This window comes from Shimia marina, assembly GCF_001458175.1.
Lineage (GTDB): Bacteria > Pseudomonadota > Alphaproteobacteria > Rhodobacterales > Rhodobacteraceae > Shimia > Shimia marina.
In genome coordinates this window covers 689,845-715,149 of the sequence record NZ_CYPW01000006.1, presented here as the reverse complement: position 1 = coordinate 715,149, position 25,305 = coordinate 689,845, and the positions used below count along the sequence as shown (strand labels likewise).

Below are 25,305 nucleotides of genomic sequence, written 5' to 3'. Positions count from 1 at the left end.
AGCATAGGTACGAAAATCTATACCAAAGATACACCTAAAGTTGTCATCTCGTGTCGGGCGGTGGATAAAGACCCATCCAGATCTATGCCCCGGCAAAGGGCTTCCTCAACCTGCACCTCAAACCCCAAGCGGGCCGCATCCTGCGCCGAGTAGTTCACACAGAAATCGGTCGCAAGCCCGACCAATGTCAGCTTGGAAACCTGCCGGCTGCGCAGATAGCCCTCAAGGCCGGTCGCTGTGCTGCGGTCATTTTCAAAAAACGCAGAGTAGCTGTCGATTACAGGGTTCATACCTTTGCGGATGATGAGATCTGCCCGATCCGTGCTGAGTGCCGCATGAAAGGCTGCGCCTTCGCTGCCCTGAACGCAATGATCCGGCCAGAGCACCTGAGGCCCGTAAGGCATGTCGATCACCTCATATGGGGTCTTGCCTGAATGGCTGCTGGCGAAAGAGCTGTGTCCGGCGGGGTGCCAATCCTGTGTCAGGACCACGGTGTCAAAATCCGCCATCCGGGCGTTGATGCCCGCGACAATCTGATCGCCATCGGGGACGGCGAGCGCCCCGCCGGGACAAAAATCATTCTGAACATCGATCACGATCAGGGCTTGTGTCATGGTGCTCTCCCTTTGCACCGCGCCAAGATGAGGAAGACAGGGGCACAGGTCAATGCTTGTGACCTCTTTGAGGCCGAAAGGCTTGGCCTATGCCCAAAATCGTGAACCGCGCGGCTATGGATTATTCTGCCGCCAGTCCCTTTTTGCGCGGTGTACCAATGGCGGCAATTTGTGCCACCACAGTTTGGAGACGCGCCTGAAAGGCGGCAAAATCCGAATGCGGCGTGATCAGCGCCTCATCCATATAAAGAGACCGGTCGATCTCAATTTGAATGGCATGTTGGCGCCGCTGAGGGCGCCCGTAGTGCTGTGTCACATAGGCTCCGGCAAAAGGAGAGTTGCGCGACACCACAAAACCGGCCTGCTGAAAGGCGGCTTCGATCTGATCCACGATGTCCCCATCCGCAGCGGCGCCAAAGCGATCCCCCAGCACGATCTCCGGGCGTTGCCCGCCGCGGCGTGAGACCCCTTCGACCGCTTCACGGGGCATGGAATGGCAGTCAATCAGAATGGCCTCGCCAAATGTGTCATGGGCGGCCGTAAGAAGGCTGGAGAGCGCGTCGTGGTAGGGGCGCCAGTAAGTATCGATTCGGTGATCGGCCTCTGCGCGGGTCATTTTGCCGTGATAAATTGCCCGCCCATTGGCAACGACACGGGGAATCACCCCAAGGCCAGAGGCCACGCGTGGGTTATGCCCGACTTTGCGCACCCCCTGAATCAGCGCCGGATCAAGCTCTTCAGCCGACCGGTTCAGATCGAGCAGCGCGCGTGGAGCGCGCGCCATAAGGAAAGGGGCTCCCACGGCGGGTGCCGCTGAAAACAGCTGATCTACAAAGGCATCCTCAGAAGATCGGATGGTATGGGCATTCAAAAGCGAGCGCCGGATGAACCATTCGGGGTAATCACAGCCGCTGTGGGGGGAGGCAAAGACCACCGATGTGCGACAGATTTCGGGCGCGATTATTCTGTAGGCGGGTGTTTGCATCGTGTCTCCTGTTCGCACAGAATATTGGCGCAAAAATTACTGTATCAAAAGCCCTTGATCCCCCCCGCGACTCCTTTTATAGAAACCGCCACCGGCGCGGATTTCCGCGCCCCCTTTATTAGGGGGTCAGATAGACACGTCGGTTCAGGGCGATTAGCTCAGCGGTAGAGCACTTCGTTGACATCGAAGGGGTCACTGGTTCGATCCCAGTATCGCCCACCATGAATTCACCGCCTCTCAGCTAGAGAGGTCCCGTAACCCCAGGCGCACCGCAGCGCCGCGAAATGAGGAGAAGACCCATGAAGGTCAAGAACTCGCTCCGCTCGCTCAAGAACCGGCACCGTGATTGCCGCGTTGTGCGCCGCAAGGGCCGCGTTTACGTGATCAACAAGACCCAGCGTCGCTTCAAAGCACGTCAGGGCTAAGTCGCAAGACTTGCATCACAGAGTTGAAGAAGCCGCCTTTTTGGGCGGCTTTTTTGTGTTTACGCGCAGGCTGCGCGTTAGGCCTGCTCAGAGATCAGTCGCTTGGCCAGCCCCAACGACAGCAGCGCTGCAACACATAGAAACACGGCTGCAAGGCCCCATGCGACAGGCGCCGTATAGAGTTCTGCGATGGCTCCGACCAGAACCAAGCCCAAGGCTGCGCCCAACTGCTGGAGCAGCGATTTTAGCGACAGCATGGTTGAACGCTGATCGTCTGTGACGCAGCGATGCAACAGGCTGCTGGCGGGGGTTTCGCTGATCCCTAGGAGCACAGAAAACAGGATGAAGACGGTCACAAAGCCGAAGATATCGCCTTGTAGCGCTAGGGCGATCTGCACACCCGCAAGGCAGGTGAAGGTGGCAGCAAGCGTCAGAGCGGGTTGCCGCCCGAAGAGTCGGTTAACGTAAGGAGACAGAGAAGCGCCCAGAGCGATGGCAAAGAAATAGGTGGCGGTTAAAGCACCCACAACGGTGTTTGCATAATCCGCGTTCAGCATCGGCTTCACGTGGGTGGGCCAGATCACCTCAACCGGATTGGTCGCCATCAGAAAAAACGCCAGCGCTGCCAGAAGCAGGGAGAGCGTCGGGTGTTTCAGCGCCAGCAGGCTGGCCCCTTTGATCACCTTTGGGACATTGGCAAACCCTTTTCTGAGCGCGCCGGAGTGCAAAGGACGAGGCGTTTCGACAATCGCCAGACATGTGAAACCAAACACCCCCAGCATCACCAAAAAGCTTGCCGCATAAGAAACATCATAGCTGCTGAACCCCAGCTCTTGCGCCTGCGGGCCCAATACATCCGGCAGAACACCGCCAAGCACCGCCCCGCTGGCCAGACCAATGGCATTGGCCCATTGCGCCTTGGCCAGCGCGGGCTGGACATCCACATCGGGTGCCGCCGCCCTGAAGGTTTCGACAAACCACGCATCAAGTGTGCCGGATCGCAACGCGCGACCAAAGCCAATGCAGGCAAATGAGAGCGCCAGAACATAAAAATCGCTGGTGAAGAGGAAGAGCGTGAGCGACATCAAACTGGCCACAACAGCCGTCAGGAAGACGGGTTTGCGCCCAATACTGTCTGCCAGCCCACCAAAGGGCAGCTCCAGTGCGAGGGTTGTCACCGAATACACGCCAAAGAGCAGCGAAATTTGCACAAGGTTCATGCCCCTGTCCGTCAGGGCCAGAGCCACAACGGCCACCGTCAACCCCATCGCAAAGCGATCCAGAAATTGGTGGATCTGAAACAGTCGAATGTGCCGCCGCGCTGTTGCCGGAAGGGTTGAGAAGGAAAACGCGGTTTCTACTGACATGGTTGCATCATTGTAACTTCTGACACCCCACGCAATAGCCAAGCTGGACCGATGGTGCGGATGAGGTGGGCGTGGAAGTCAGACGTGCCATAAGCCCCCAAGAAAAAACGCCGCCAACTTTCGCTGACGGCGTTTTTTAACTTTAGCAGCGGCGGATCAGAGATCAAGCTTTTTGCCTTTGATCGGCGCCCAGAGCTTCTTATTGGTCAGGTAGAGCAATGTGCTCAGAACCACCAGAAACAGCACCCCGGTCAGACCGGCCTGCTTGCGGGCCATCATTTTGGGTTCCGCGGCCCACATCAGGAAGGCGGAGACATCTTCGGCTTCGTGGTGCAGGGAGTTGGAGTGGCCGTCGGCATATTCCACATCCTCACCGTAAAGCGGAGGCGCCATGGCGATCCAGCCACCCGGGAAGGCGGTGTTTTCATAAAACACAGTACCCGCTTCCTCTTTTTCCTCACCGGTGTAGCCGGTCAGGATGGAGGCGATGTATTCCGGGCCACCCATGCCTTTGACCAGCTGGTTGATTCCGGTGCCGTAAGGACCGTGGAAACCAGCGCGGGCCTTCGCCATCAGGCTCAGGTCCGGCGCATTTGGGTCGTTGGACAGCGGGAAGTGATCGGTCACTTTGCGTGGACGGTCATCTTCCAGTTCGGCATCGTAAATGTCGAACTGGGCTGCGTAGGCGCGCACCTGATCTTCGGGCAGGTGTGGGCCACCTTCATCCGCCAGCGTGCGCAGAGGCACGTAACGCATCCCGTGACAGGCCGAGCAGACTTCGGTGTAGACCTGAAGACCGCGTTGCAGCTGGTTCTGGTCAAACTTGCCGAACGGACCCTCAAAGGAGAAGTCCACATCTTCAATGTGACCTGCGCCACCTGCGGCCAATGCACCGCCTGCTGACAGGGACAGTGCCGTAGCGGCAATAATGCTAAGCTTCTTAAGCATGGCTGTTGTCCTTCTTATTCAGCGGGTTCGGCAGATTTGCCGTAATGGGCATTGAAGTCATCTTCGATGGTGGCCGGTGGCGTTGTTGGTTTTTCAACCACACCAAGGATCGGCAGGATCACCAGGAAGTATGCAAACCAATAGGCGGAGGCGATCAGCGAGATCCAGTCATATGGGAACTTCGCTTCTTGTGCGCCAACCCACATCAGAACGAGGAAGTCGATCACAAGCACCAGATACCAGACGCGGAACATCGGACGGAAACGACCGGAGCGCACGCGGGAGGTGTCAAGCCATGGCACCAGCGCCATAACGATGATCGCGCCAAACATGGCCAGAACACCGAAGAACTTCGCATCGACGATGCCACCGGTGATCCAGTTGGCCAGCATCACAACCCAAACGTCGGCAGTGAAGGCACGCAGGATCGCGTAGAACGGCAGGAAGTACCATTCAGGAACGATGTGCGCCGGTGTCGCCAGCGGGTTGGCTTCGATGTAGTTGTCTGGGTGACCCAGGTAGTTTGGCATGAAGCCAACAACCGCAAAGAAGATGGTGACAACAATCGCCAGACCCACGAGATCTTTGATCACGAAGTAGGGCCAGAATGGCAGGGTGTCTTTCTTGGCTTCTTCTTTGGAGCCGCGACGCACATCCACACCGGTTGGGTTGTTGTTGCCTGTGGTGTGGAACGCCCAGATGTGGACGATCACCAGAGCGGCAATCACAAACGGCAGCAGGTAGTGCAGCGAGAAGAAGCGGTTCAGCGTGGCGTTGTCCACAGCAGGGCCGCCGAGCAGGAAGGTCTGCAGCGTGTCACCCACATAAGGAATCGCGCCAAACAGGCCGGTGATTACGGTTGCGCCCCAGAAGGACATCTGACCCCAAGGCAGAACGTAGCCCATGAAGCCGGTCGCCATCATCAGGAGGTAGATGATCATGCCCACGATCCATGTGATTTCACGTGGCGCCTTGTAGGAGCCATAGTAAAGACCACGGAAGATGTGGATGTAGACGGCAAAGAAGAACAGCGAGGCGCCGTTCATGTGCATGTAGCGCAGCATGTGCCCGCCGTTCACATCACGCATGATGTGTTCGATGGAGGCAAAGGCCAGATCCACATGGGGCGTGTAGTGCATCACCAGAACAATACCGGTGACGATCTGCAGCGCGAGACAGAAAGCCAGAACAATGCCCCAGATCCACCACCAGTTCAGGTTCTTGGGGGTGGGAATCATCAGGGTGTCATAGAGCAGGCCAATCACAGGCAGGCGGCTCTCGACCCATTTGGTGGCTTTAGAATTGGGTTCGTAATGATCGTGCGGGATTCCCGACATGAGCGCGTTCCTTATCCTAGTACCAGTTCGGTGCCCTCAAAGCGGGCGATCGGAACGTGGAGGTTTTCAGGCGCCGGACCTTTGCGGATACGGCCAGAGGTGTCGTAGTGGGAGCCGTGGCAGGGGCAGAACCAGCCACCAAACTCACCAGCACCGTCGCCCAAAGGCACACAACCCAGGTGGGTACAAACACCCATCATCACCAGCCATTCACCGGCCTCGTCCATCGCGCGGTTTTCATCCGCAGCGTCAGAGCCAGGCTTGTTGGCGTTTTGGCTGCCTTGGTCGATGGTCAGATCGTCCAGCGACACCGCGCGGGCATCGTCGATCTCTGTCTGGGTACGGCGGCGGATAAAGACCGGCTTGCCCAGCCATTTGACCGTCAACTGTGTCCCTGGCTCAATACCAGAGATGTCGACGCGGATCGAAGAGAGCGCCCGCACATCGGCGGATGGGTTCATCTGATTGACCAGCGGCCAGACTGCGGCGCCGGTGGCGACAGCACCTGCGCCGGCTGTGGCGTAGTAGAGAAAATCTCTCCGGGTGCCTTCGTGATCTTCTGCGTGTGACACGAGGTTCCTCCATTAAGCTGCCGGCGAACCGGCCAATGTATAAATAGGCCGCACAAAGCAGCCGTCATCAGCCCGGTATTTAACGAAGGTGTTGCAAACCGTCCAGCGAACATTCGCTTGTCTTGCAGTGTCGCGTCCCTGTGTCGCGCTTGCCACATGAAATTCATCGAGAACCGGTCGATTTCCCCCCTATCGGGGCGGGCTGCGGCCCCCAAAGGGACGCTGTTTCAGCATGTTGCACGCCTTGTAGACCGCTTGTCGCCACTTTGGAGGGCGCTGAATGACACCCCAGTCCAGCCCCACGGGCAGCCATCGCGCCACCCAGGAGCATAGGGAGCGACAAAAACCCGGCCGTGACGCGGTGCCCTGCGCCAAACCAACAGAGAGGCAGGCAGCTGATTCGTCTTCTGGAACGTAGCGCCTCATTGTTGAGACAGAATAGTCAGGCGAAACGCATGAGACCTGCCGATATTGCGGACGGCCACAAAAAATCAGAGCGCCCCCAAAGGAGCGCTCGGATATTGCGTCGGGCCTTTCACGGCGGCAGCGACGTCAGTCGCGTGCGATTGTGATTTTTTCCGGCTTGGCCAACCACTCTTTGCCTTTCAACATGGCCTTCCAGTAAATCGGCGGCAGCATGGTTTCTTTCAGGAACCACGCGGCGCGACTCGGCTTCGTACCATCAAGCAGAAAGGCCGGGAAACTTGGCTTCAGCACGCCGCCATAGCCAAATTCCGCCAGCACGATTTTGCCTCGCTCCACCGTCAGCGGGCAGGATCCATAGCCGTCATAAGCGGCGACCGGGGAGCGACCGGCGATATCGGCAACGATGTTGTCCGCCACCGTGGGCGCCTGCTTGCGCGCCGCAGCAGCGGTTTTGGCGTTGGGCGCGTTCATCACATCCCCCAAGGACCAGATATTGTCATAGGTCTTGTGGCGCAGGGTGACCTGATCCACATCCACCCAACCCGCCGAATCTGCCAGCGGTGACACGCGGATAAAATCCGGAGCGACCTGTGGCGGGCAGACATGCATCATGTCAAAATCCACCGTTACCCTATCGGGCGCGGCATCGAGCCTGGCAATCTGGAATGTGGCGGTTTTGGCCTGTCCGTCCACAGCGATCAGGTTGTGGAAGAAGTTCAGCGTGGCGTCATATTTAGCGACATAGGTCTCCAGCGCGGGCACATAGTCTTTCACCCCAAACAACACGCCTCCCGCATTCATGAACTGAATATCGATGTCTTTGAGACGCCCGTTGCGGTGCCAAGCATCCCCGGAAAGATACATGGCTTTCTGCGGTGCACCAGCGCATTTGATGGGCATGGGGGGCTGTGTGAACAATGCCCGGCCTTCGGTGAGCCCCTGCACCAGTTCCCAGGTGTAGGGCGCAAGATCGTAGCGGTAATTGGAGGTCACCCCGTTGCGCCCCAATGTGTCCTCCAGCCCCTCGACGGCCTCCCAATCCAGTTTCAGACCAGGGCAGACCACAAGACGGCCGTATTTCACCACCCGACAACCATCCAGAATGACCGCATTGTTTTCCGGCTCAAAGGCGGCGACCGCTGATTTAAGCCAATGCACACCCTTGGGGATCAGCGCCGCCATGATTTTTGCGGTGGTCTGCGCCTCAAACACGCCGCCGCCCACCATAGTCCAGCCCGGCTGATAATAGTGGATGTCGGCAGGATCGATCACTGCGATGTCCAGATCTGGCTGACGCGCCTTCAGGCTGGCCGCCACAGAGATACCCCCGGCACCGGCGCCGACAATCACCACATCAAAGACAGCATCGCCAGTGTCTGTCGGAGTTTTGCCCCCATTGGCAATCCGGCGGGCGACGCCAGTCATATCGTAACCTGCCGCTTTGGTGGCGGCGAGAATCTCAGGCATGGGCCGCTTTTTGCTTTCGTGGAAGGACCATAGGGTCGCCGAGCGTGTGCCAGTACGGCAATAAGCCAGAAGCGGGCGCTGCACCTCTTTTAACGCCTCCCCAAAAGCCGCAACATCGGCATCATGCACCATGCCCGATTTCACCGGCACGTAGCGGGCTTCAAGCCCGGCCTCTCTGGCAGCTTGTTCAATCTCTTCAAAGGAAGGTTGATCGGCCCCCTCCCCGTCTGGACGGTTGCAGATGATCGCGCGAAACCCCTGTGTGGCGAGCGCAGGCAGATCCTCTGCGGTGATCTGCGCACTGACCGAAAATTTCTCAGAAATCTTCTTGATGTCCATTTGGTGTCCTCCCTTCAAATGGCCTCACTTCCAATGATCCGGGCGGATACGCCCATACGACTTGAGGCGCGGATGGCTCCGCGCCCCATTGATCGGGCCGTTGCCTGACCTGATCTTTTAAATGTTTGCTGAGAGGGTCGCCTGTGATCGTCGACCTAGCAGTCGCGGCAGGTTTTCAGCCCGATGATGCGATACAGCGGGCACATGCCGACAAAAGCGGTGAGCGTAAAAATGGCCGCCACGGCCAAAGCCACCCAGAATGCGATGCCCGACAAGGTGCCTGCTCCGAGCGCCAAATATGCCAGAACGGCCGCAATCACGATGCGCCCACCACGGTCCAGCGTTCCCATGTTCTTGATCATGTCTGATCTCCTCAAGAATCAACACATGCGCACAATTGCATGCATGTTGAGGAGAGTTTGGTGATATGGTCACCAAACTCGCAGGTTTGTCACCCCAGATGGTCCAGAGCCTAAGCGTGAAACCCGGCAGATTTCACCAATTGCGCCAGCCCGTCGCGGTTGGTGAGGCAGACCTCACCACGGGACTGATCAATCCAACCCCGGCGGTGAAATTCGGCAAGGGTGCGTGAGATGACCTCTCGTGCAGTGCCCAATTCCGTGCCCAGAACCGCATGGGTGGCCTGCACCACATTGGTCTCTCCCGCCAATTCCAAAAGGCGGGCGGCCAGACGCACATCCATGCGCTGAAACAGGATGTCGTCGATCAACACAAAAAGATCTGTGATCCGCTTGGAATATGCGGTGAACACAAACTCGCGGAACACGGGCGATTTGGCGACAAGGTCATCAAACGTCTGGCGGGGAATGGCCACCGCGCGCACGTCGGTTTCGGCAAGGCCCTCGGCTGTGTGCTCCTCAAAGGCCAGCATATTGGCCGTGGTCAACACACAGCTTTCCCCTGCATGCACCCGGTAAAGAAAGACATCCCGGCCCGTCTCGGAGCGTTGCTGTACCTTTACCGTGCCGTCGAGCAGGAGCCAGAGTTTGTCAGCGGTCTGGCCCGGCGCAAAAATCTGCGTTCCCGCCGGAACAGAGACAATTTCGCTGCCCTTTTCCAAGGCAAGGCGAATCTCTTCTGGCAATCGGCTCAAACCTTTGAACTGTGTGATCCACTTCTCTTCCATGGGGTGTGTCCTGCAATAGTCCGGAGGAAAGGCTCCGCGCGCCTACAGTCATAACCGGGGGCGTCGGGGCGTTTACAGCGCTTTGCCGCAGATGCGCCAGATTGCCCCATAGGGAGACACGCGCCCACCATGGCCCGGTCTTTACCCAACGACAGGGAGCATGCGCCGATGCCTGAGCGACGCAAAAAACGTGCCGCTCAGGCATCTGCAGGGGGGTCAGCCTGCGGAAGACATATCCTCATCGCCGTCCTCTGTAAGAGCCCTGTCACGCTGCATTTCCAGCCACATGGCGTTCATCACAGCAAAGATGGCGGCCAGTGGAAGACCAAGGATCCAAGCAAAATACCACATATCCGTCTCTCCTTAGTAGACGCTGTGAGAATTGGCGCGCACCTCTTCCTCGGTCACCTTGCCCCAGAGGACTTTGTAGACCCAGGCCGTATAGGCGAGGATGAGGGGCATGAAGATCACCGTACAGATGAGCATGATGAAGAGAGTCATATGCGAGGACGAACTGTCCCAGACGGTGAGCGAGCTGTTGGGATCCACGGTGGACGGCAAAATGAAGGGGAACATGGTGAGCCCCACCGAGGAGACCACGCCGGTGATGCCCAATTTGGAGAACAGCAGCGCAGAAACTTCGCCACCCCGGTTGAGGCCACGAATGGCCAACCCCATGCCAAGAAATCCCATCACGGGGGCCACGGCAATCCATGGGCGCTCCGCATAAGCCGTCAGCCATGACGCACTGCGACTGACGTCGGAATACAGCGGATTGGACGGCCCATCCGTGACCACCTCGCCCACAAAGACATAGCCATCGATGCCAAAGGCCAGCCATAGGCCTGCGAGCGCATAGGCGCCCATGGCGGTCAGGCCCGCATAGGTGCCGATGCGGCGCGCGCGCGCGGCAATCACCCCTTCGGTTTTCACACAGAGCCACGCGGCCCCATGCATCAGGAGCATGCCAAAGGACACCACGCCAGCCACCAAGGCAAAGGGGCGCAACAGGCCGATGAATTTGGTGACAAAGCTGCCCTCATAAAACGGCATGAGCATGTCATTGAAGTAGAACGGCACGCCCAGCAGGACATTGCCCACCGCCACCCCAAAGAGCAGCGCGGGCACCGTGCCGCCCGCAAAAAGCGCCCAATCCCAGCTGCTGCGCCAGCGTGTATCCTCACGCTTGGACCGATATTTAAAGGCCACCGGCCGCACAATAAAGGCCGCCAGCACCACAAACATGGCGAGATAAAAGCCCGAGAAGCTGACCGCGTAGAGCGGCGGCCATGCGGCAAAGATGGCACCGCCGCCAAGGATGAACCAGACTTGGTTGCCCTCCCAGACCGGACCAACGGTGTTGATCACCACCCGCCGCTCCAGATCCGTTTTGGCCACGAAGGGCAGAAGCGCGCCCACCCCCATGTCAAAGCCATCCGTCAGAGCGAAGCCGGTGAGCAGCACCCCGAGCAGGAGCCACCAGATCACACGCAGGATTTCGTAATCGACAAGTTCAAACAGGATCATCAGACTTACTCCGCAGGAGTTGCATTGGGAGGGGTGTCCAGCGCAGAGGCCGCGCTGGCACCGGCCGGAGCAAAGGGGCCACGCCCATCATGCGTGCGCAGGCGGTGTTCATGGCGGGCCTGCCAGGCTTCGGTTTCTGCCACATCGAGATAGGGCCCCTTGCGGATGTATTTCAGCATCAGACCCATCTCGATGATGAAGAGCACGGTATAAAAGGCGATAAACCCAGTCAGCGTGATCAACAGATCCGCCACGCTCAGATGGCTGACCGACATGGCCGTGGGCAAGATGCCCTCCACGGTCCAGGGCTGACGGCCATATTCGGCAACAAACCAGCCCATCTCGGCCGCAATCCAGGGAGTTGGAATGATCGCCACCGCCGCCCAGAGCGCCCAGCGTGGATAGCTTTGGCCTTTGAAGCTTGACCGATAGAAGAAGAACCCCATGACCGCGATAAACATCACCCCAAGGCCAACCATGATGCGGAAGGCCCAGAACAGCGGCCAGACGGTTGGCACTGTGTCCCAGGCGGCCTTCACAATCTGAGCGTCTGTCGCCTCGCGCGGATCATCGAGATAGCGCAACAAAAGGAAGCCATAGCCCAGATCCTCTTTGGTTTCTTCAAAGACTGTGCGGGCCACCTCCGGGGTGTTTTCGCGCTCTGCCTGAATGGTCATCAAAGCGTCATAGGCGATGATCCCACGCCGGATGTTTTCTTCCGACTGGGCCACCAGTTCATTGATGCCCGGAATCTCTTCCGTCAGAGAGCGGGTGCCGATCAGCCCCATCACCCACGGGATTTCCACAGCAAAATGGGTTTCACGCGCGTCCTGATCCGGGAAGCCGACGACCGTGAAGGGCGCAGGCGCATCATGGGTTTCCCACATAGCCTCAATCGCGGCCAGTTTCATGCGCTGCGTGTGGCTGGCGGCATAGCCGCTTTCGTCCCCCAAAAGCACAACCGACAGCGAGGCGGCGAGACCAAAGGAGGCCGCAATGGTGATGGACCGTTTGGCCAATTCGATGTGGCGTCCTTTGAGCAGATACCACGCGGAGACCCCGAGCACGAAGAAAGAGGCAGTGACATAGCCTGCGGAGACGGTGTGAACAAATTTAGCCTGCGCCACTTCGTTGAAGAGCACATCAAAGAAGGAGGTCATCTCCATACGCATGGTATCTGGGTTGAATTCGGCCCCAACCGGATGCTGCATCCAGCCATTGGCGATCAAAATCCAGAGTGCGGAGAAATTGGAGCCAATCGCCACGAGCCAGGCAACCACGAGGTGCTGAAGACGGGTCAGCTTGTCCCAACCAAAGAAGAACAGCCCGACAAAGGTTGCTTCAAGGAAAAAGGCCATCAACCCTTCAATGGCCAGAGGCGCCCCGAAGATATCGCCGACATAGTGGCTGTAGTAGGCCCAGTTCATCCCGAACTGAAACTCCATGGTGATGCCGGTGGCGACACCCAGCACAAAGTTGATGCCAAAAAGCGTGCCCCAGAATTTTGTCATCTGCCGCCATATGGGGCGGCCCGTCATCACATAGACGGTCTCCATAATGGCAACGATGATCGACAGACCGAGGGTCAGTGGCACGAATAGAAAATGGTACATGGCTGTCATCGCGAATTGCAGGCGCGACAGTTCGACGACATCTAGCTCCATCCTAAGACTCCTTAAGAATGTGCGGCGTCCGGCAAGGTCAGTTCCGGCCTGAGTCGGGCTCCACGATAAATGATGCTTTGCTAATATACTTTTGTAACAAATGCGGTCGGTGACATCATCACCAAGTCAGCGTGAAAGTCCAACCCGCCTTGTGAAGACCGGATGTTGCGCACCACTGTGCATGACGGCAATGATCAACGCCTCCGGCACCGCCGCCCTCACCCCATGAAGCACCGCCTCAGCTGTGGCAGCATCCAAACCTTCCGTGGGTTCATCAAGGAGAAGGATATCACTTTTAATCAATATGTTACGCGCAATCGCCAACCGCTTTGACTGCCCTCCGGAAAGGCCAGCACCGCCTTCTCCGAGCGTGGTATCCAGCCCGTCGCGCTGCCGCAGATCTTCCGCCAGCGCCACTTGATCCAACGCCTGCCACAGCTCTGCATCGCTAAATGATCCGCTGAGTGACAAGTTGTCACGGACGGTTCCTGCCACCAATGCACAGCGTTGCGGCAACATGGAAACCATCGCGCGCAGGCTGTCTTCTGCGTAGGCCACCGGTGGCCTGCCGTGCACTTTCACAGAGGTGCCGGGCTGTAGCCCTGCGATCTCCATGAGCAGCATTGTTTTGCCCACACCGGAAGGCCCTGACAGCGCGACGGCCTCTCCCGCGTGGAAATCGGCGCGCAGATTGGGATGGTGGATGGAGAGGAGCGGCCCGGTCCCCAGTGTCTGGCACGAGGCCACATCCGATGTCTGACCGCCCGCTGGAGGGCGGACGGATTGCAATTGTGGCGCAAGACGTTCTGCGGCGCTTTGAACGCGGCCCAGATCAGACACGCCCCGGCGCAGCTGTAACAAGGCCTCAGCCAGTGCGAGCGCCACAAACAGCCCGATCACCGCGCTGGCAGCATCAATGCTCCCCTGATCCAGCAAAACCGCCCCGGCCAAAAAAGCCGCCATGGCCGCAGCTGCCACAAGCAGGGACATCCAAAATCCCGCCCCACGCTCTGCCCGGTCCAGATCGGCCGCTTTGGCGCGGGCCTCCTGATCCAGACGGTGCAAGCCCGCCTCTTTGCGGGGCAAGCTGGCCGAGAGAATGAGCGCGTCGCGGTCCCGGATCATGTCAATTGCACCCCGCCGCAGGCGTTGCTCCACCTCTTCAAGCCTGCGGGACGGCGCCACTGTCGCATGCCCCAGACGCAGCAGGATTGCCCCGCCCGCCACAAGATAGAGCCCCAAGATGATGAGCGCGACAGACCAGCCCACCAGCCAAGAGAGGACACCAAAAACGAGGATATGGGTGACCAGCGCCGCCACAATCGGCAGCACAAGACGCAGGATCACCCCATCCAGCGCATCCACATCGGCAATGATCCGGGTGAGCGCGCCTTCGCTGCGCAGATTGGCGAGTGCACGGGCGTCGCTGCGCGCATAGCTGCGCAAGAGATCCACCCGAAACGCAGCCAGCGCCCGCAGCGTGGCGTCATGGGTCAACAGGCGCTCGCCATAACGCGCAGCCGCCCGGCCCAACGCAAGAAACCGCACTCCGGCGGAGGGGCGAAACACATCAAAGGCAATGCCAATACCAGCCAGCCCCGCAAGCCCGGTGGCGGTGATGAACCAGCCCGACAATCCCAACAGGCTGACGCCCATCAGAAGGACAGCAATCGACAAGAGCGCCCCGCGCCCCATGGCCCGGCGATCGGCCTGCACCAGCAGCTTTGCGATTTGCAGGATATGTCTCATGCCATTACCTCAACATGGGTGTCCATGGCGGCGATCAGACGCGGATCATGGGTGGCAATGAGCAACGTACCACCTGCGGCGCGGAACGCCAGAAGTGCTGTAATGATCGTATCTGCGGTTGCCTCATCAAGATCTGCGGTCGGCTCATCCGCCAGCAGGAGGGATGCGCCACTCAGCAGGGCCCGCGCCAAAAGCAGGCGCCGCGCCTCCCCGCCGGAAACACCGCCGCCAGTTTCCCCAAGGCGGCTGTGCAGCCCCTCAGGCAGGCGGCGTACAATATCGCTGGCCCCTGCCATGGCCAAAGCCGCGCTGGGGTCTGTACCAATGGCTTTCGGATCCAGCCACTCCGCCAGAGTTTCATCTGCAAAATGTGGCTTTTGCGGCACCACCGACAGCCCAGCGCGCCAGGCATCGGCGGTCTCCTCTGTCAGGGGCTGGCCATTGACCAAAATGGTGCCCGCACGCAGTGGTGCCAGCCCGGCGATGGCGGCCAGGGCTGTGGATTTGCCAACTCCGCTGGGTCCGACCAAGGCCAGGCTCTGGCCTTCAGACAGGGTAAAGTCCGGTATGCGCACATCTTTGCCCGACAGCGCCACAACCGCCCCTTCGGTGCAAAGCGCGAGGGGCCCGGAGAGGGGCTCAGATGGCGCAGCCTGCCCCAGCATGGCCACACGCTCTGCCGCATCCAGCGCATCCAGATCAGCAACAACAGCATAGCCTGCTGCGCGGTCATGCCAGGCGGCAGAAAGATCTCTCAGGGGTTGAAAAAACTCTGGTGCGATCAATAGGAGAAACAGGCCTTCGCCCAATGTCAGCCCGTCGCCCCAAGCGCCAAAGCCGATCTCCCCCAATAGGGTAAAACCCACAAAGACAGCCACCATCGCCACGCCCAGCGCCGCAAACAGCTCCAGCACTGTGGAGGAGAGAAAGGCCACCTTCAGCACCTCCATTGTGCGCGCGCGCAGGCTGTCGGCACGGGTGGCAAAATCCTGCGCGGCGCGGTCTGTGGCCCCCAGAAGGCGGATGTCGAGCATGGCGGAGAGACGATCCATGACCATGTCGTTCATGGAGGCGATGTCCTGCATCTGCTTTTTGGAGGCCTCTTCTGCGGCCATACCAACCAGCGCCATAAACACAGGGATCAATGGTCCAGCCACCAGAAGGGTCACCCCCACGGCCCAGGATTGCGAGAAGGCCAGCAGAAGATAGAGAAACGGCAAGGTGGACACGCGCATCATCGCCACGTGGTAGCGGGTGATCCAGGGCTGCATCAGCGGCAGTTTCTGAACCAGCAGGGCCGCAATCTGCGCCGATCCCGCCGAGGTCCGCGTGCGGGCTTCGCGGTCAATCAGATGTGCACGCTCACGGCGGATGGTTGCATTGGCCGCCGCAAAGAGCAGCGCGCCAGAGCGGTGTTCCAGGAGCGCCCGCAACAGCGCACAGGCCAAAAAGACACTGGCCGCCGTGAGCGCAACCTGCACCGCAGACGCGCCGTCCACCCACTCAGAGACAGCCCACGCGATGGCGGCGGCCTGTATCGGCCACAGGGCGCCCGCCAGAACGGACAGCCATCCCGCAACGGTCAAGGGACGTTTTACAGGGGTAATAATGCGATCTTTTGCGCGTTGCCGGTCATTGCGGGCCGCGCCCTCTGTGTCATGGCTCATCGGAGCGGCGGTATCTCTTGATCAATATTCATGTCTGCCATGCCGCGCCCTGCCTCTGGAGCGGTTTATTTAACCTCGGTGAGCGCCGTGGGCGTATCCACAACAATGCGTCCCCGTTTCTGGGTGATCCAGCCTTTTGTGGCGAAGGACCGTAATCTGCGTGAGACAACCTCCCGCGCGGTGAGCAGATCTTCGGCAATTTGCCCGTGAGTTGCAATCACTTCTCCGGCGTCTGCATGAATCAGCAGCCAATCGGCAAGGCGGCTGTCGAGACTGACAGCGCTTTTGGCGGAGGCGCGGGCAAAAAAGGTGGGCAGACGTTTGGCATGTGTCGCAAAAAGCGCCCGGCGAAACGCCATATCTCCATGCACCAATAGCACAAGACTGTGCGGGGAGAGTTCCAGCCAGGAGGTGACCCCGGTGCATCTTGCCCGCACAGTGATCTCCCGCTCCGACAGGAGCGCGGCCGTCACGGGCATGCAATCCTGCATCACCGCAGCGCGGCATTCTGCCCAGGGCACACCGCGCCCTTTGGTGCGGAAATGCACCGTGAGTTTGCCCTGTGTCACCAGAACAAAGGCGCGGGGATGTCCCTGCCAGCGGAAAGCGACGTCCCCATCCGCGCCGCATTTTTCAATTCCGCCAGCATCCAGCACGGCACGCCGCAGGGACATCCCCTCTCTTGAACGCGCTTGATCTGTCATATGCGCCTCCATCGCCCGGTTCCTGTGAGCATGGGGAGGTTATGACATGCGCATTGGTGCAACGACGGTGACATGGTCACCATAGGTCATGAGGAGATATTCAATTTGCTGAGGGCGCAGCAGACGTCAGGCGGACACAGCAATCAGGTGATTGTCCCATTGCAGATCATGCCGCTGCAGCGCGCCATTTAATGTGCCAACGAGGCCGCCCCCGGTGGTATAGACAAAGCCCTGCCCCACGCCGCCAATGCCGCAGACATCCGTGGCCTCATGAACCGCAACCGCCGCGCCAGAGGTGACATCAAACACATGTAAGATGCCTCCGCGTGGGGAGGTGATCGCCACCTGTGCCCCATCCCCGGAGAGCGAGACGCTGCCAGCATAGCCATTCAGCCTGCGGTCGCTGTCTTGGGACACGCTCAGCAGGCGGGGCGGGGTGCCGCGCTGGTGCAGGCCCAAAAGCGGGGGGCTGTCTTTGAGCGCGCCCTGCCATTGCATGGCAAAAGCCACGGTGCCATCCGTATGCAGCGCCAGATGGCGAATGGAGTTCTTATGCTGCGCCCAAGGCAGGGTGACATCTTCGAGCAGATCGCCGTCCAATGACAAATAGCTGAGCGAGGGCTGCATGACCGGCAGGTTGAGTTTGGTGCGCCCCATATCAGGATGGGTTTCAATACCGCCATTGGCCACAACCAAACTGCGCCCATCCGGCATCAGCTTGATATCATGCGGGCCAACACCGCCGGATGCAAACTCGCCGATACGCCGATAGCCTGCCTCGACGTCCCAGACACCAATGATGCCCAGCCCCGCCTCATAGTCATTTTCAGAGGTATAGAGCCGCTTACCATCCGCAGAGAAGGCGCCATGGCCATAAAAGTGGCGCTCGGCCGGGGCGGTGAGACGCGCCAGAACCGTGCCATCGCGACAATCCAGAACCACTGCAAATGTGCCCGGACGGCGGGCAAAGGCCACCGCTTCGGCACGGTCGGGGTGGGCTGCTGCCGCATGGCCGCGCGCAGGCAGTGCAATCGTGAAGGTGACATCCCCCCTGCGTGTCAGCCCTGCGAGCACAAACTGGCCATCCGCGCGCCGGGCGGCAGAAAGAAAATCAGGCGTGCCCACGCTGCTCCAGCCCAGCGACGGCATCAGGCTGCTGGCGGCAAGACCGGCGAGCAGGCGGCGCCTTGTGGTCATCTTAATCCCCGTCCAGCGCGTTGAAGCCTGCGGTCACATCCAGTGCCGGGCCAAGCTCCTGTGTGACGATGTCCCGGATGTTGCCAATATACTGTTGCAGAATTTCGACCTTGAAACGCCCCTGCATCTCCGCAACGCCTGCAAAGACAGGATCCTCCGCCAATACCTCTGCCTGTTCAAAGGCCACGGCAAAAGCGGCCTCCAGCCGCTCGGCAACACCCGGTGTTTGCGCGGCAAGCGCCTGAGACAGCTCTTCGAGAGCGGTCAGAGACACGGTGATATTGCGCAGGCTGCGCCCAGAGCGACGGGCCTCTGCACGGCGTGGGCGGGGCTTTTCAAAGCTGCCCAGCGGTCGGCCCAGACGGGCTTCTTCATTGAACTGGAGCCCTGTGTCCAAGGCTTTAAAGAGCTGCGCCACAGCCGCAAGATCAGTGGCATATTCCGCCGCATCAGATGGGGTTTGCATGCTGGTGGCATAGCCGCCCTGCCAATCGGCAAGAATGGCCTGCGCCTGACGGTCGATGTCAGCGGCCACCGCCTGCACCAGAGCGCAGTGATACTGCGCATCCCCCAGCGTGGCGATGGTGTCGTCATAGAGCAGATACTCCATGGCAAAGAAGCCGCGCGCGGCAATTGACACTTCGCCAAAAGCCTCAGGCTCCGCAATGACGGGATCCTCTGTGGTGATAAACTTTGTCAGGGATTTGGGCGTGAACCCTTTGGTGTCTGGCCAGAAGGCCAACGCAAAGGCACGCTCATCAACCTCAGAGGGGCCAAAGCGCAGATGGCTGACCGCCATCCAAGCATCAAACCCCTCATGAAATGCGGCGCGCAATTCGGCAGACTGTGGCTGACAGTCAGACTGAGCGGCAGCCGTCAGAGCTTCGGTGCGCGTGGCAAATGTCTGAAAACCGGGCAGCACATGTTGCGCCAGCACGCCTTCTACAAGCGTGGCCGCGTCCTGTGCCAAAACTGGCGGGGCCAGCAGCGCGGCATTCACGAGGGCGGCAGTCATCAAAAGGGAACGCATGGGTCAGAGACTCTCCAAGAAACGGATCAGGGCGGCACGGTCTTCGGGGGACATCTGCACAACCTGCTCTTTCATAGGCTCTGCTTCTCCCCCATGCCAGAGCACCGCCTCAAGCAGGGATTCGGCGCGACCATCATGCAGAAAGGTGTTGTGGCCCGACACGCGTTCGGTCAGCCCCACTCCCCAAAGCGGCGGCGTGCGCCATTCACGCCCCGTGGCGCGGGCTTCGGGGCGATGATCCGCCAGCCCTTCGCCCATGTCGTGCAACAACATATCCGTATAGGGCCAGATCAATTGAAAGCTCTGCGCGGGCTGATCGGGCAGACGGTGGGTCACATAGCTGGGCTGGTGGCAGCTGGCGCATCCGGTGTCAAAGAACAGCGCCTTGCCCCGCAACACCTGTGGATCATCCACATCGCGACGCGCCGGCACTGCCAGATTGGCGGTGTAAAAGGTGGTGATATCCAAACCAGCGTCATCCACCTCAAAGACGCGCACGTCTTTGTCACCATGAGGCCCCGCCACACAGGCCTCTTGCAACGGGGTGCAATTGCCGTGGCCTGCCGGAAACAGAGAGGTGGAGATGCCGATATCTGTAGAAAAAGCACCAGCGGTTTGCTGGCGCAGGGTCGGGGAGCCCGCTTTCAGACCAAAGCGGCCCAACATCGGGCGCTGAAACTCGCGTGACCAGACAATATTGGCGCGCCCGGAGATGCCGTTCCCATCCAGATCGTCCGGATCGGCATTGGCCAGAATGTCAGCGGCGGGAATCGCCTCCAGCAGACCCAGACCGATCATCTGCGGCGCAACGCGGGCGGAGAACATCACATCGGCATGCAAGGGCCCATAGGCCAGATCCCTGGGCGTGGCGGTCGGGCGGCGCAGGGTGACGTTTTCGCCTCCGGCCAGGGCCACCTCTAATGTCTCATAGGTCACCTCAATCCGCGCTTCGGCGGGATGGCCCGGCAGGCTGAAATCCTGAAACTGCGTGCCATAATTTGGCTCGGGTCGGGTGGCGAGGAACTCGGCAATCTCATGGATCTGATCGCCCTCTGTGCCGGGAATGGAGAGCTTTAACGCAAAAGAAATCGCGTCATCTTCGGGCGTTTCAGGCGCATGGCCGCGCCCGCCCCGCATATGGCAGCTTTGACAGGCGCGGGCGTTGAACAACGGCCCCAAACCATCCGAGGCCAATGTAGAAGAGGGGGAAGAGACCCAGAGCTTGTCAAACATCGCCTCCCCAAGGCGAAAATCCAGCCCTGCCTCCGACGGGAGATTCGCGGAGGGCTGGTCAAACACCAGATTGTCCCGGCGCACCGGTGCCGTGGCCGCGCCCCCCGGGCGGGCTTCAAACTTCTGCGGTGCGGAGAAATCCGTTGGAAAGGCTGTGACGGCCTTGATCCGGGCGGTTTCTGCGTCCGTGCGGGGGGTGAAATTCAGGTGACGGTCATCCAACGCCTGCGCCGATGACGCAGAAAGGGCAATCAGAAGTCCGGTTGCGAGGCCTGTGGCTGAGGGGAATGAAATGGCTGGCATCGTCGCTACAGAAAGAAGAAGGGGCGGGACAATCCCGCCCCCATGTTGGGTTCTATTATTCGAACACAGCGTCTGGATTGTCGAGGCTGTCGGAACCTTCGAACGCCAGTTGGTCCAGACCCAGCGCAGCCACAGCGGCTTCGATGGATTTGGTTTGGTCAACCAGACCGTTCACGCCGCCCATCACCAGCGCTTCGCCTGCGGCGTTGCCGCGCTCCAGCATCTGGTCGTAGGAGAAGCCGGATTCAGCGGCTGTCTTGATGCGGCCCAGACCCATCATGGTGGCGGAGAGTTTGCCTTTCAGCTCTGCGTCCAGATCCGCGTCTGCGGCGGCCACGAGGTCAGACAGGGATGCGCCGGACACGAGGGAGCCGTCTACACGCACATATTCGCCAAGGTAGACGTTCTGGATGCCCAGACCATCGTAGTAGTGGCTGTTGTGGGTGTTGTCGGAGAAGCAGTCATGCTCTTCTTCTGGATCGTTCAGCAGCAGGCCAAGGCGCATACGCTCACCAGCTTGCTCACCGTAGGACAGGGATCCCATGCCGGTCAGGATGGTCACGATGCCTGCGTCTTCGTCGCCGGTCACTGTGGTGCGGGCTTCGCCACCTTCGGCCCACTGAGCGGCCATCCACTCAAGATCGGACACCAGCAGGTCGGTTGCTGCCTTCAGGTATTGTGCGCGGCGGTCACAGTTGCCACCGGTGCAGTCGTCGCCAGATGCGAAATCAGTCCAGGCACGGTCGCCTGCGCCATGGGCGTGACCGTTGGTGTCCTGACCCCAGAGCAGGAATTCGATTGCGTGGTAGCCGGTGGCCACGTTGCTTTCGATGCCATCTGCTTCATGCAGAGTGCTTTCGAGCAGCTCAGGGGTGATTTCTGCGGCGTCCACGGTGGTGCCAGAGATGTCAAAGGACGCGTTGGCAACCACGTTCAGAGCAGCCAGCGGGTTTTCGTCGGTTGGGCCACCATAGGCCGCTTCCACATAGTCGATCAGACCTTCGTCCAGCGGCCATGCGTTCACTTTGCCTTCCCAGTCGTCCACGATGGCGTTGCCAAAGCGGTAAACTTCGGTCTGCTGGTAAGGCACGCGGGAGGCCAGCCATGCGTCTTTGGCGGTTTGCAGCGCCTCAGCAGATGGCGCTTCAACCAGCGCATTTACAGCCGCCTGCAGGGTCTTTGCAGTGGTCAGGCTGTCTTCATATTTTGCAGCGGCGATGTTGGCATAGTTGGTCAGAACATCGGCTTTTTCAGCGGCAAATGCCGGGGCTGCCAGCGCCAGAGCGGCAGCGGTTGTTGTCAGAAATGCACGTGTCATTGAATTGTCCTTCAAGGTCAGATCTACTGCATCACTGACCAATTTTATCAGGATCGTCAATCCTTATTGTTTTACTATGCTTTGAGCTGCGACGTGATGTCTCCCTCCCGTTGAAGAGGGTCGTTTCCCTTGGGGTAGTTTGTGTGACAAAGTCACTCTTCCAATAGATGTTCGTAGCGCGCATCCGTCAGGGTTTTCAGGAAGGCGACAATCGCATCCACGCGACGATCATCCAGCGCCGGACCATGGGTCAGCTCTTTCACCGCCAAGGTCTGCGGCACAGCCGGAGATCCAAAACGCTCCCCGGTTTCCGGATTGATCTGGCGGGCTTCGCTACGGGTGTTGAAACGGTTGTAAAACAACACAACCGTGCGCAGATCCTCAAACACACCATTGTGCATATAGGGGCCGGTGACAGCGACATTGCGCAAAGTTGGCGTCCTGAACTTGCCAAGCTGCATCGGATCGCCCTGCACCGCCGGGTTCGCGGCCAGCCCCGCGTCAACCGTGCCCGGCGCGACGCCATTCATGGCGCGCAGGGCCGTGTTCTCAGGAATACCGATGTTGTGAAATTCGTGATTGGTGAAGGTCTCGCGCGGGTCCATCGCGCTTGTACCGATCTGGTGACACAGGTTGCAGTTGGTGAACTGCTCGGAAAAAAACAGCACCCGGCCCAGCTCTTCTTCACTGGTGAGGGTCGCCTCGCCCCGCAAGAAACGGTCATACTTGCTGTCAAAAGGTGCAAAAACCTCTGTGCGCTCAAACGCGGCCAAGGCCGCCGTCATGGCGGTGTAGCCCGCAGAGGCATCTTGCAGAACCTCTGCCTCAAACAAATCTGAGAATGCCTGCTGATAGACCGGATCTTCGTTCAGGCGCGCAACCACCGCAGCGGCGTCTTTCATCCCCATTTCAATGGGGTTGAGTGGCGGGCCACCGGCCTGATCTTCGAGCTTGGGGGCGCGCCCATCCCAAAACTGTCCGCCAAGCCAGACCCCATCATCACCTCGATGAAACGCGGGGATAAACGCCGCATAAGACGCGGTCGGCGCATTGCGATCCCCCAGAGACTCGCCATCATCGCCAATGGAGGCCATGCCACGAGGATCGGCAAAACCATACTCCGGATCATGACAGGTGGCGCAGGACTGCGTACGATTGGCGGAGAGATTTTCGTCAAAAAACAACCGCTCCCCCAGCGCTTCAAGCGTCTTTATTTCCTCCTGCGCGGCGGCAAAGGACGCAGCACAGACAACACATGTAATGGCAAATAAGCGATACATCAGACGACTCTATTCTGACTGGTTTACTTGGGTTTGCGTCTCTTCGTGATCAAGGTCAACGCTCCGAGATGCCGCACCCAACAAAAAGCCCCCGACAGAGCGGGGGCTTTGTAACAGACAGAATAAAAGACAGGCGCGTCGTTTAGCGATCGCGGAACTGTGGCTCACGCTTCTCGGCAAAGGCGGCCATGCCTTCTTTCTGATCTTCGGTCGCAAAGAGCGAATGGAAGGCGCGGCGCTCAAACAGCAGACCTTCGCGCAACGTGGTTTCGAAGCTGCGGTTCACCGCTTCTTTGGCTGTGCGCGATGCGATCAGGGATTTCTCAGCAATCTTTTGTGCCGCGCTCATGGCTTCTTCCATCAGCTTTTTGGCAGGCACAACGCGGCTGACAAGGCCGGAACGCTCAGCTTCGGCGGCATCCATGAATCGGCCAGTCAGGTTCATGTCCATCGACTTGGCTTTGCCCACAGCGCGGGTCAGGCGCTGGCTGCCGCCAATGCCCGCAATCACACCGAGATTGATTTCTGGCTGACCAAATTTGGCAGTCTCAGAGGCGATGATGAAGTCACAGGCCATGGCCAGTTCGCACCCACCGCCCAGCGCGTAGCCGGAAACGGCGGCGATCACAGGCTTGCGGATCTCCTGAATACGGTCCCCGAAATCGGCAAACAGGTTGGACAGATTCACTTCGGCGAAGCTCATCGTGGACATCTCTTTGATGTCGGCCCCTGCGGCAAAGGCTTTTTCTGAGCCGGTGATGACGATGCAGCGCACCTTATCATTGGCATCCGCACTTTCCAGAGCTTCCTGGAGCTCTCCGATCAGCTGTTGGCTGAGCGCGTTCAGCGCGTCGGGGCGGTTGAGCTTGATGAGGGCCACGTGGTCCTCGATGTCGACGATGATCGTCTCAAAAGCCATGATCCATGCTTTCATTGTTCCGGTCAGGGCTGATTCCTTACCATTTGATGAAAAGGGATCAAGCTATCTTTGACATTGCCCACAGTAGAAAGACGAGCGCCCCGATTGGGTGATTCGGCTGATTTTGCTTGTGCATTCGGGGGTTTTACAGGGTTCTCCCTCCCGTCCGTAGACGTCAAAGGTGTGTTGAAAATATCCCAGTTCTCCATCGGCCTGACGAAAGTCACGCAACGAACTGCCGCCTGCTTCAATGGCCTCCTGCAACACCTTACGAATTATCGGCACAAGGGACTGTACCCGCTCTTTGGAAATCGCCCCTGCCTTGCGTTTTGGCGCTATCCCTGCGCGAAACAGAGCTTCGCAAACATAGATATTGCCCAGCCCCGCCACAATCCGCTGATCCAGAAGCGCCGATTTGATCGGCGTGTTGCGCCCCTCAAGCTGCGCCACCAGATAGGCTTCATGAAAATCATTGCCCAGAGGCTCAGGGCCGATCTTGGCCAGCAGAGGGTGGCGCTCTGCGGTCTCTGTTGTCAGCAGGTCCATCGCACCAAAGCGGCGCGGATCGTTGAAGGTCACCCGCGCGCCATTGTCCATGTCAAAGACCACATGATCGTGTTTCTGAGCCTGCGGATGATCATGCACAAACTGCCCCAGCGGATCCCCAGACACGGTCATGCGACCGGACATGCCCAGATGGATCAGCAAGGTCTCACCCCGATCAAGATCAGCAAGGATATATTTAGAGCGCCGCCGCAACTGTATCACCTGCGCCCCGGTCAGACGCGCGGCCATCCGCTCCGGAAACGGCCAGCGCAGGTCGGGGCGGTTCACCGCCGCCTTGGCAATCACCGCGCCTTCCATGGCCGGTTGCAGACCACGGCGGACGGTTTCGACTTCGGGGAGTTCGGGCATGATGATGTGAGTCCTTTGGCTGCTCAGGACAATGCGCAATTTGTGCAGTGGTAAGCAAGTCACCTTCTTGGCCCGCACAGCGGGCCGCGCCAGACCTCCCCCATAGGAGGGCGCTTTGCTTCCTCCCGAGGCCGGACACGGCCCTTTTATCCCCTCACCAATTCGACGCATT

Annotated in this window: 23 protein-coding genes and 1 tRNA gene; 2 read left to right on the top strand and 22 right to left on the bottom strand. The window is 59.4% G+C overall.

The features are described 5' to 3' along the window. Nucleotides 1-17: 17 nt before the first annotated feature. Together pncA and SHM7688_RS05235 are read right to left on the bottom strand one after the other, a co-directional pair. A complete protein-coding gene (pncA, locus tag SHM7688_RS05240) occupies nucleotides 18-614 on the bottom strand; it encodes a bifunctional nicotinamidase/pyrazinamidase (RefSeq protein ID WP_058238908.1) in 597 nt (198 codons plus the stop codon). Between the two features lie 121 nt (nucleotides 615-735). Then, nucleotides 736-1,599, bottom strand: a complete 864-nt coding sequence (locus tag SHM7688_RS05235) for an N-formylglutamate amidohydrolase (protein WP_058238907.1) — start codon at nucleotides 1,597-1,599, stop codon at nucleotides 736-738. Nucleotides 1,600-1,746: 147 nt separating this feature from the next. Here SHM7688_RS05235 and SHM7688_RS05230 point away from each other — a divergent pair. Further along, nucleotides 1,747-1,821: transfer RNA gene (locus tag SHM7688_RS05230), tRNA-Val, on the top strand. A 77-nt stretch (nucleotides 1,822-1,898) separates the two neighbouring features. Further along, nucleotides 1,899-2,024 (top strand): type B 50S ribosomal protein L36, encoded by a 126-nt coding sequence (ykgO, locus tag SHM7688_RS05225; RefSeq protein ID WP_008562923.1) that lies wholly within the window; start codon nucleotides 1,899-1,901, stop codon nucleotides 2,022-2,024. A 77-nt stretch (nucleotides 2,025-2,101) separates the two neighbouring features. Here the strand turns inward: ykgO and SHM7688_RS05220 are convergent, their stop codons facing one another. The 20 genes from SHM7688_RS05220 to mutM all read right to left on the bottom strand — a co-directional run bounded on the left by SHM7688_RS05220 (nucleotide 2,102) and on the right by mutM (nucleotide 25,133). Beyond that, nucleotides 2,102-3,391 (bottom strand): MFS transporter, encoded by a 1,290-nt coding sequence (locus SHM7688_RS05220; protein WP_058238906.1) that lies wholly within the window; start codon nucleotides 3,389-3,391, stop codon nucleotides 2,102-2,104. A gap of 156 nt (nucleotides 3,392-3,547) precedes the next feature. Continuing rightward, nucleotides 3,548-4,339, bottom strand: coding sequence for a cytochrome c1 (locus SHM7688_RS05215; protein ID WP_058238905.1), 792 nt, complete (start codon nucleotides 4,337-4,339; stop codon nucleotides 3,548-3,550). Between the two features lie 14 nt (nucleotides 4,340-4,353). Next, complete coding sequence (gene petB, locus SHM7688_RS05210) at nucleotides 4,354-5,676, bottom strand: cytochrome b (protein ID WP_058238904.1); 1,323 nt, start codon at nucleotides 5,674-5,676, stop codon at nucleotides 4,354-4,356. A gap of 11 nt (nucleotides 5,677-5,687) precedes the next feature. After that, nucleotides 5,688-6,248 carry a ubiquinol-cytochrome c reductase iron-sulfur subunit gene (gene petA, locus SHM7688_RS05205; protein ID WP_058238903.1) on the bottom strand — a complete coding sequence of 187 codons (561 nt, stop codon included), beginning with the start codon at nucleotides 6,246-6,248 and terminating at the stop codon, nucleotides 5,688-5,690. A 552-nt stretch (nucleotides 6,249-6,800) separates the two neighbouring features. After that, on the bottom strand, nucleotides 6,801-8,480 hold the full coding sequence (locus SHM7688_RS05200; protein ID WP_058238902.1) for a bifunctional protein tyrosine phosphatase family protein/NAD(P)/FAD-dependent oxidoreductase: 1,680 nt from the start codon (nucleotides 8,478-8,480) through the stop codon (nucleotides 6,801-6,803). Between the two features lie 155 nt (nucleotides 8,481-8,635). Next, nucleotides 8,636-8,842: a YgaP family membrane protein gene (locus SHM7688_RS05195; protein WP_058238901.1), complete on the bottom strand. Its 207-nt coding sequence runs from the start codon at nucleotides 8,840-8,842 to the stop codon at nucleotides 8,636-8,638. A gap of 110 nt (nucleotides 8,843-8,952) precedes the next feature. Then, complete coding sequence (locus SHM7688_RS05190; RefSeq protein ID WP_058238900.1) at nucleotides 8,953-9,627, bottom strand: Crp/Fnr family transcriptional regulator; 675 nt, start codon at nucleotides 9,625-9,627, stop codon at nucleotides 8,953-8,955. 216 nt (nucleotides 9,628-9,843) lie between these two features. After that, nucleotides 9,844-9,978 (bottom strand): cytochrome bd-I oxidase subunit CydX, encoded by a 135-nt coding sequence (gene cydX, locus SHM7688_RS05185; protein ID WP_058238899.1) that lies wholly within the window; start codon nucleotides 9,976-9,978, stop codon nucleotides 9,844-9,846. A gap of 12 nt (nucleotides 9,979-9,990) precedes the next feature. Beyond that, nucleotides 9,991-11,154, bottom strand: a complete 1,164-nt coding sequence (cydB, locus tag SHM7688_RS05180) for a cytochrome d ubiquinol oxidase subunit II (protein ID WP_058238898.1) — start codon at nucleotides 11,152-11,154, stop codon at nucleotides 9,991-9,993. Between the two features lie 5 nt (nucleotides 11,155-11,159). Beyond that, nucleotides 11,160-12,818 (bottom strand): cytochrome ubiquinol oxidase subunit I, encoded by a 1,659-nt coding sequence (locus SHM7688_RS05175; protein WP_058238897.1) that lies wholly within the window; start codon nucleotides 12,816-12,818, stop codon nucleotides 11,160-11,162. Nucleotides 12,819-12,944: 126 nt separating this feature from the next. Beyond that, on the bottom strand, nucleotides 12,945-14,567 hold the full coding sequence (locus tag SHM7688_RS05170) for an amino acid ABC transporter ATP-binding/permease protein (RefSeq protein WP_058238896.1): 1,623 nt from the start codon (nucleotides 14,565-14,567) through the stop codon (nucleotides 12,945-12,947). After that, nucleotides 14,564-16,234, bottom strand: a complete 1,671-nt coding sequence (locus tag SHM7688_RS05165; RefSeq protein WP_058238895.1) for an ABC transporter ATP-binding protein/permease — start codon at nucleotides 16,232-16,234, stop codon at nucleotides 14,564-14,566. Before SHM7688_RS05165 ends, SHM7688_RS05170 begins: the two co-directional genes overlap by 4 nt. Before the next feature lie 65 nt (nucleotides 16,235-16,299). Next, nucleotides 16,300-16,938, bottom strand: coding sequence for a Crp/Fnr family transcriptional regulator (locus SHM7688_RS05160; protein ID WP_158500668.1), 639 nt, complete (start codon nucleotides 16,936-16,938; stop codon nucleotides 16,300-16,302). A gap of 126 nt (nucleotides 16,939-17,064) precedes the next feature. Next, complete coding sequence (locus tag SHM7688_RS05155; protein ID WP_058238893.1) at nucleotides 17,065-18,135, bottom strand: DUF1513 domain-containing protein; 1,071 nt, start codon at nucleotides 18,133-18,135, stop codon at nucleotides 17,065-17,067. A gap of 1 nt (nucleotide 18,136) precedes the next feature. Continuing rightward, nucleotides 18,137-19,165 carry an imelysin family protein gene (locus SHM7688_RS05150; protein ID WP_058238892.1) on the bottom strand — a complete coding sequence of 343 codons (1,029 nt, stop codon included), beginning with the start codon at nucleotides 19,163-19,165 and terminating at the stop codon, nucleotides 18,137-18,139. 3 nt (nucleotides 19,166-19,168) lie between these two features. Further along, nucleotides 19,169-20,701, bottom strand: a complete 1,533-nt coding sequence (locus tag SHM7688_RS05145) for a di-heme oxidoreductase family protein (RefSeq protein WP_083498931.1) — start codon at nucleotides 20,699-20,701, stop codon at nucleotides 19,169-19,171. Between the two features lie 55 nt (nucleotides 20,702-20,756). Beyond that, nucleotides 20,757-22,019 (bottom strand): imelysin family protein, encoded by a 1,263-nt coding sequence (locus tag SHM7688_RS05140; RefSeq protein WP_058239022.1) that lies wholly within the window; start codon nucleotides 22,017-22,019, stop codon nucleotides 20,757-20,759. A 152-nt stretch (nucleotides 22,020-22,171) separates the two neighbouring features. Further along, entirely contained in the window at nucleotides 22,172-23,299 is a 1,128-nt protein-coding gene (locus SHM7688_RS05135; RefSeq protein ID WP_058238891.1) for a cytochrome-c peroxidase, read from the bottom strand. 142 nt (nucleotides 23,300-23,441) lie between these two features. Continuing rightward, nucleotides 23,442-24,218, bottom strand: coding sequence for an enoyl-CoA hydratase (locus tag SHM7688_RS05130; RefSeq protein WP_058238890.1), 777 nt, complete (start codon nucleotides 24,216-24,218; stop codon nucleotides 23,442-23,444). Nucleotides 24,219-24,281: 63 nt separating this feature from the next. Next, on the bottom strand, nucleotides 24,282-25,133 hold the full coding sequence (mutM, locus tag SHM7688_RS05125; protein WP_058238889.1) for a bifunctional DNA-formamidopyrimidine glycosylase/DNA-(apurinic or apyrimidinic site) lyase: 852 nt from the start codon (nucleotides 25,131-25,133) through the stop codon (nucleotides 24,282-24,284). Nucleotides 25,134-25,305: the final 172 nt, after the last annotated feature.

Bases quoted from the DNA above. Each gene is read 5' to 3' on its own strand.
- pncA (WP_058238908.1), bottom strand. From the start codon at position 614: ATGACACAAGCCCTGATCGTGATCGATGTTCAGAATGATTTTTGTCCC.
- SHM7688_RS05235 (WP_058238907.1), bottom strand. From the start codon at position 1,599: ATGCAAACACCCGCCTACAGAATAATCGCGCCCGAAATCTGTCGCACA.
- ykgO (WP_008562923.1), top strand. From the start codon at position 1,899: ATGAAGGTCAAGAACTCGCTCCGCTCGCTCAAGAACCGGCACCGTGAT.
- SHM7688_RS05220 (WP_058238906.1), bottom strand. From the start codon at position 3,391: ATGTCAGTAGAAACCGCGTTTTCCTTCTCAACCCTTCCGGCAACAGCG.
- SHM7688_RS05215 (WP_058238905.1), bottom strand. From the start codon at position 4,339: ATGCTTAAGAAGCTTAGCATTATTGCCGCTACGGCACTGTCCCTGTCA.
- petB (WP_058238904.1), bottom strand. From the start codon at position 5,676: ATGTCGGGAATCCCGCACGATCATTACGAACCCAATTCTAAAGCCACC.
- SHM7688_RS05200 (WP_058238902.1), bottom strand. From the start codon at position 8,480: ATGGACATCAAGAAGATTTCTGAGAAATTTTCGGTCAGTGCGCAGATC.
- SHM7688_RS05195 (WP_058238901.1), bottom strand. From the start codon at position 8,842: ATGATCAAGAACATGGGAACGCTGGACCGTGGTGGGCGCATCGTGATT.
- SHM7688_RS05190 (WP_058238900.1), bottom strand. From the start codon at position 9,627: ATGGAAGAGAAGTGGATCACACAGTTCAAAGGTTTGAGCCGATTGCCA.
- cydX (WP_058238899.1), bottom strand. From the start codon at position 9,978: ATGTGGTATTTTGCTTGGATCCTTGGTCTTCCACTGGCCGCCATCTTT.
- cydB (WP_058238898.1), bottom strand. From the start codon at position 11,154: ATGATCCTGTTTGAACTTGTCGATTACGAAATCCTGCGTGTGATCTGG.
- SHM7688_RS05175 (WP_058238897.1), bottom strand. From the start codon at position 12,818: ATGGAGCTAGATGTCGTCGAACTGTCGCGCCTGCAATTCGCGATGACA.
- SHM7688_RS05170 (WP_058238896.1), bottom strand. From the start codon at position 14,567: ATGAGACATATCCTGCAAATCGCAAAGCTGCTGGTGCAGGCCGATCGC.
- SHM7688_RS05165 (WP_058238895.1), bottom strand. From the start codon at position 16,234: ATGAGCCATGACACAGAGGGCGCGGCCCGCAATGACCGGCAACGCGCA.
- SHM7688_RS05160 (WP_158500668.1), bottom strand. From the start codon at position 16,938: ATGACAGATCAAGCGCGTTCAAGAGAGGGGATGTCCCTGCGGCGTGCC.
- SHM7688_RS05155 (WP_058238893.1), bottom strand. From the start codon at position 18,135: ATGACCACAAGGCGCCGCCTGCTCGCCGGTCTTGCCGCCAGCAGCCTG.
- SHM7688_RS05150 (WP_058238892.1), bottom strand. From the start codon at position 19,165: ATGCGTTCCCTTTTGATGACTGCCGCCCTCGTGAATGCCGCGCTGCTG.
- SHM7688_RS05145 (WP_083498931.1), bottom strand. From the start codon at position 20,701: ATGCCAGCCATTTCATTCCCCTCAGCCACAGGCCTCGCAACCGGACTT.
- SHM7688_RS05140 (WP_058239022.1), bottom strand. From the start codon at position 22,019: ATGACACGTGCATTTCTGACAACAACCGCTGCCGCTCTGGCGCTGGCA.
- SHM7688_RS05135 (WP_058238891.1), bottom strand. From the start codon at position 23,299: ATGTATCGCTTATTTGCCATTACATGTGTTGTCTGTGCTGCGTCCTTT.
- SHM7688_RS05130 (WP_058238890.1), bottom strand. From the start codon at position 24,218: ATGGCTTTTGAGACGATCATCGTCGACATCGAGGACCACGTGGCCCTC.
- mutM (WP_058238889.1), bottom strand. From the start codon at position 25,133: ATGCCCGAACTCCCCGAAGTCGAAACCGTCCGCCGTGGTCTGCAACCG.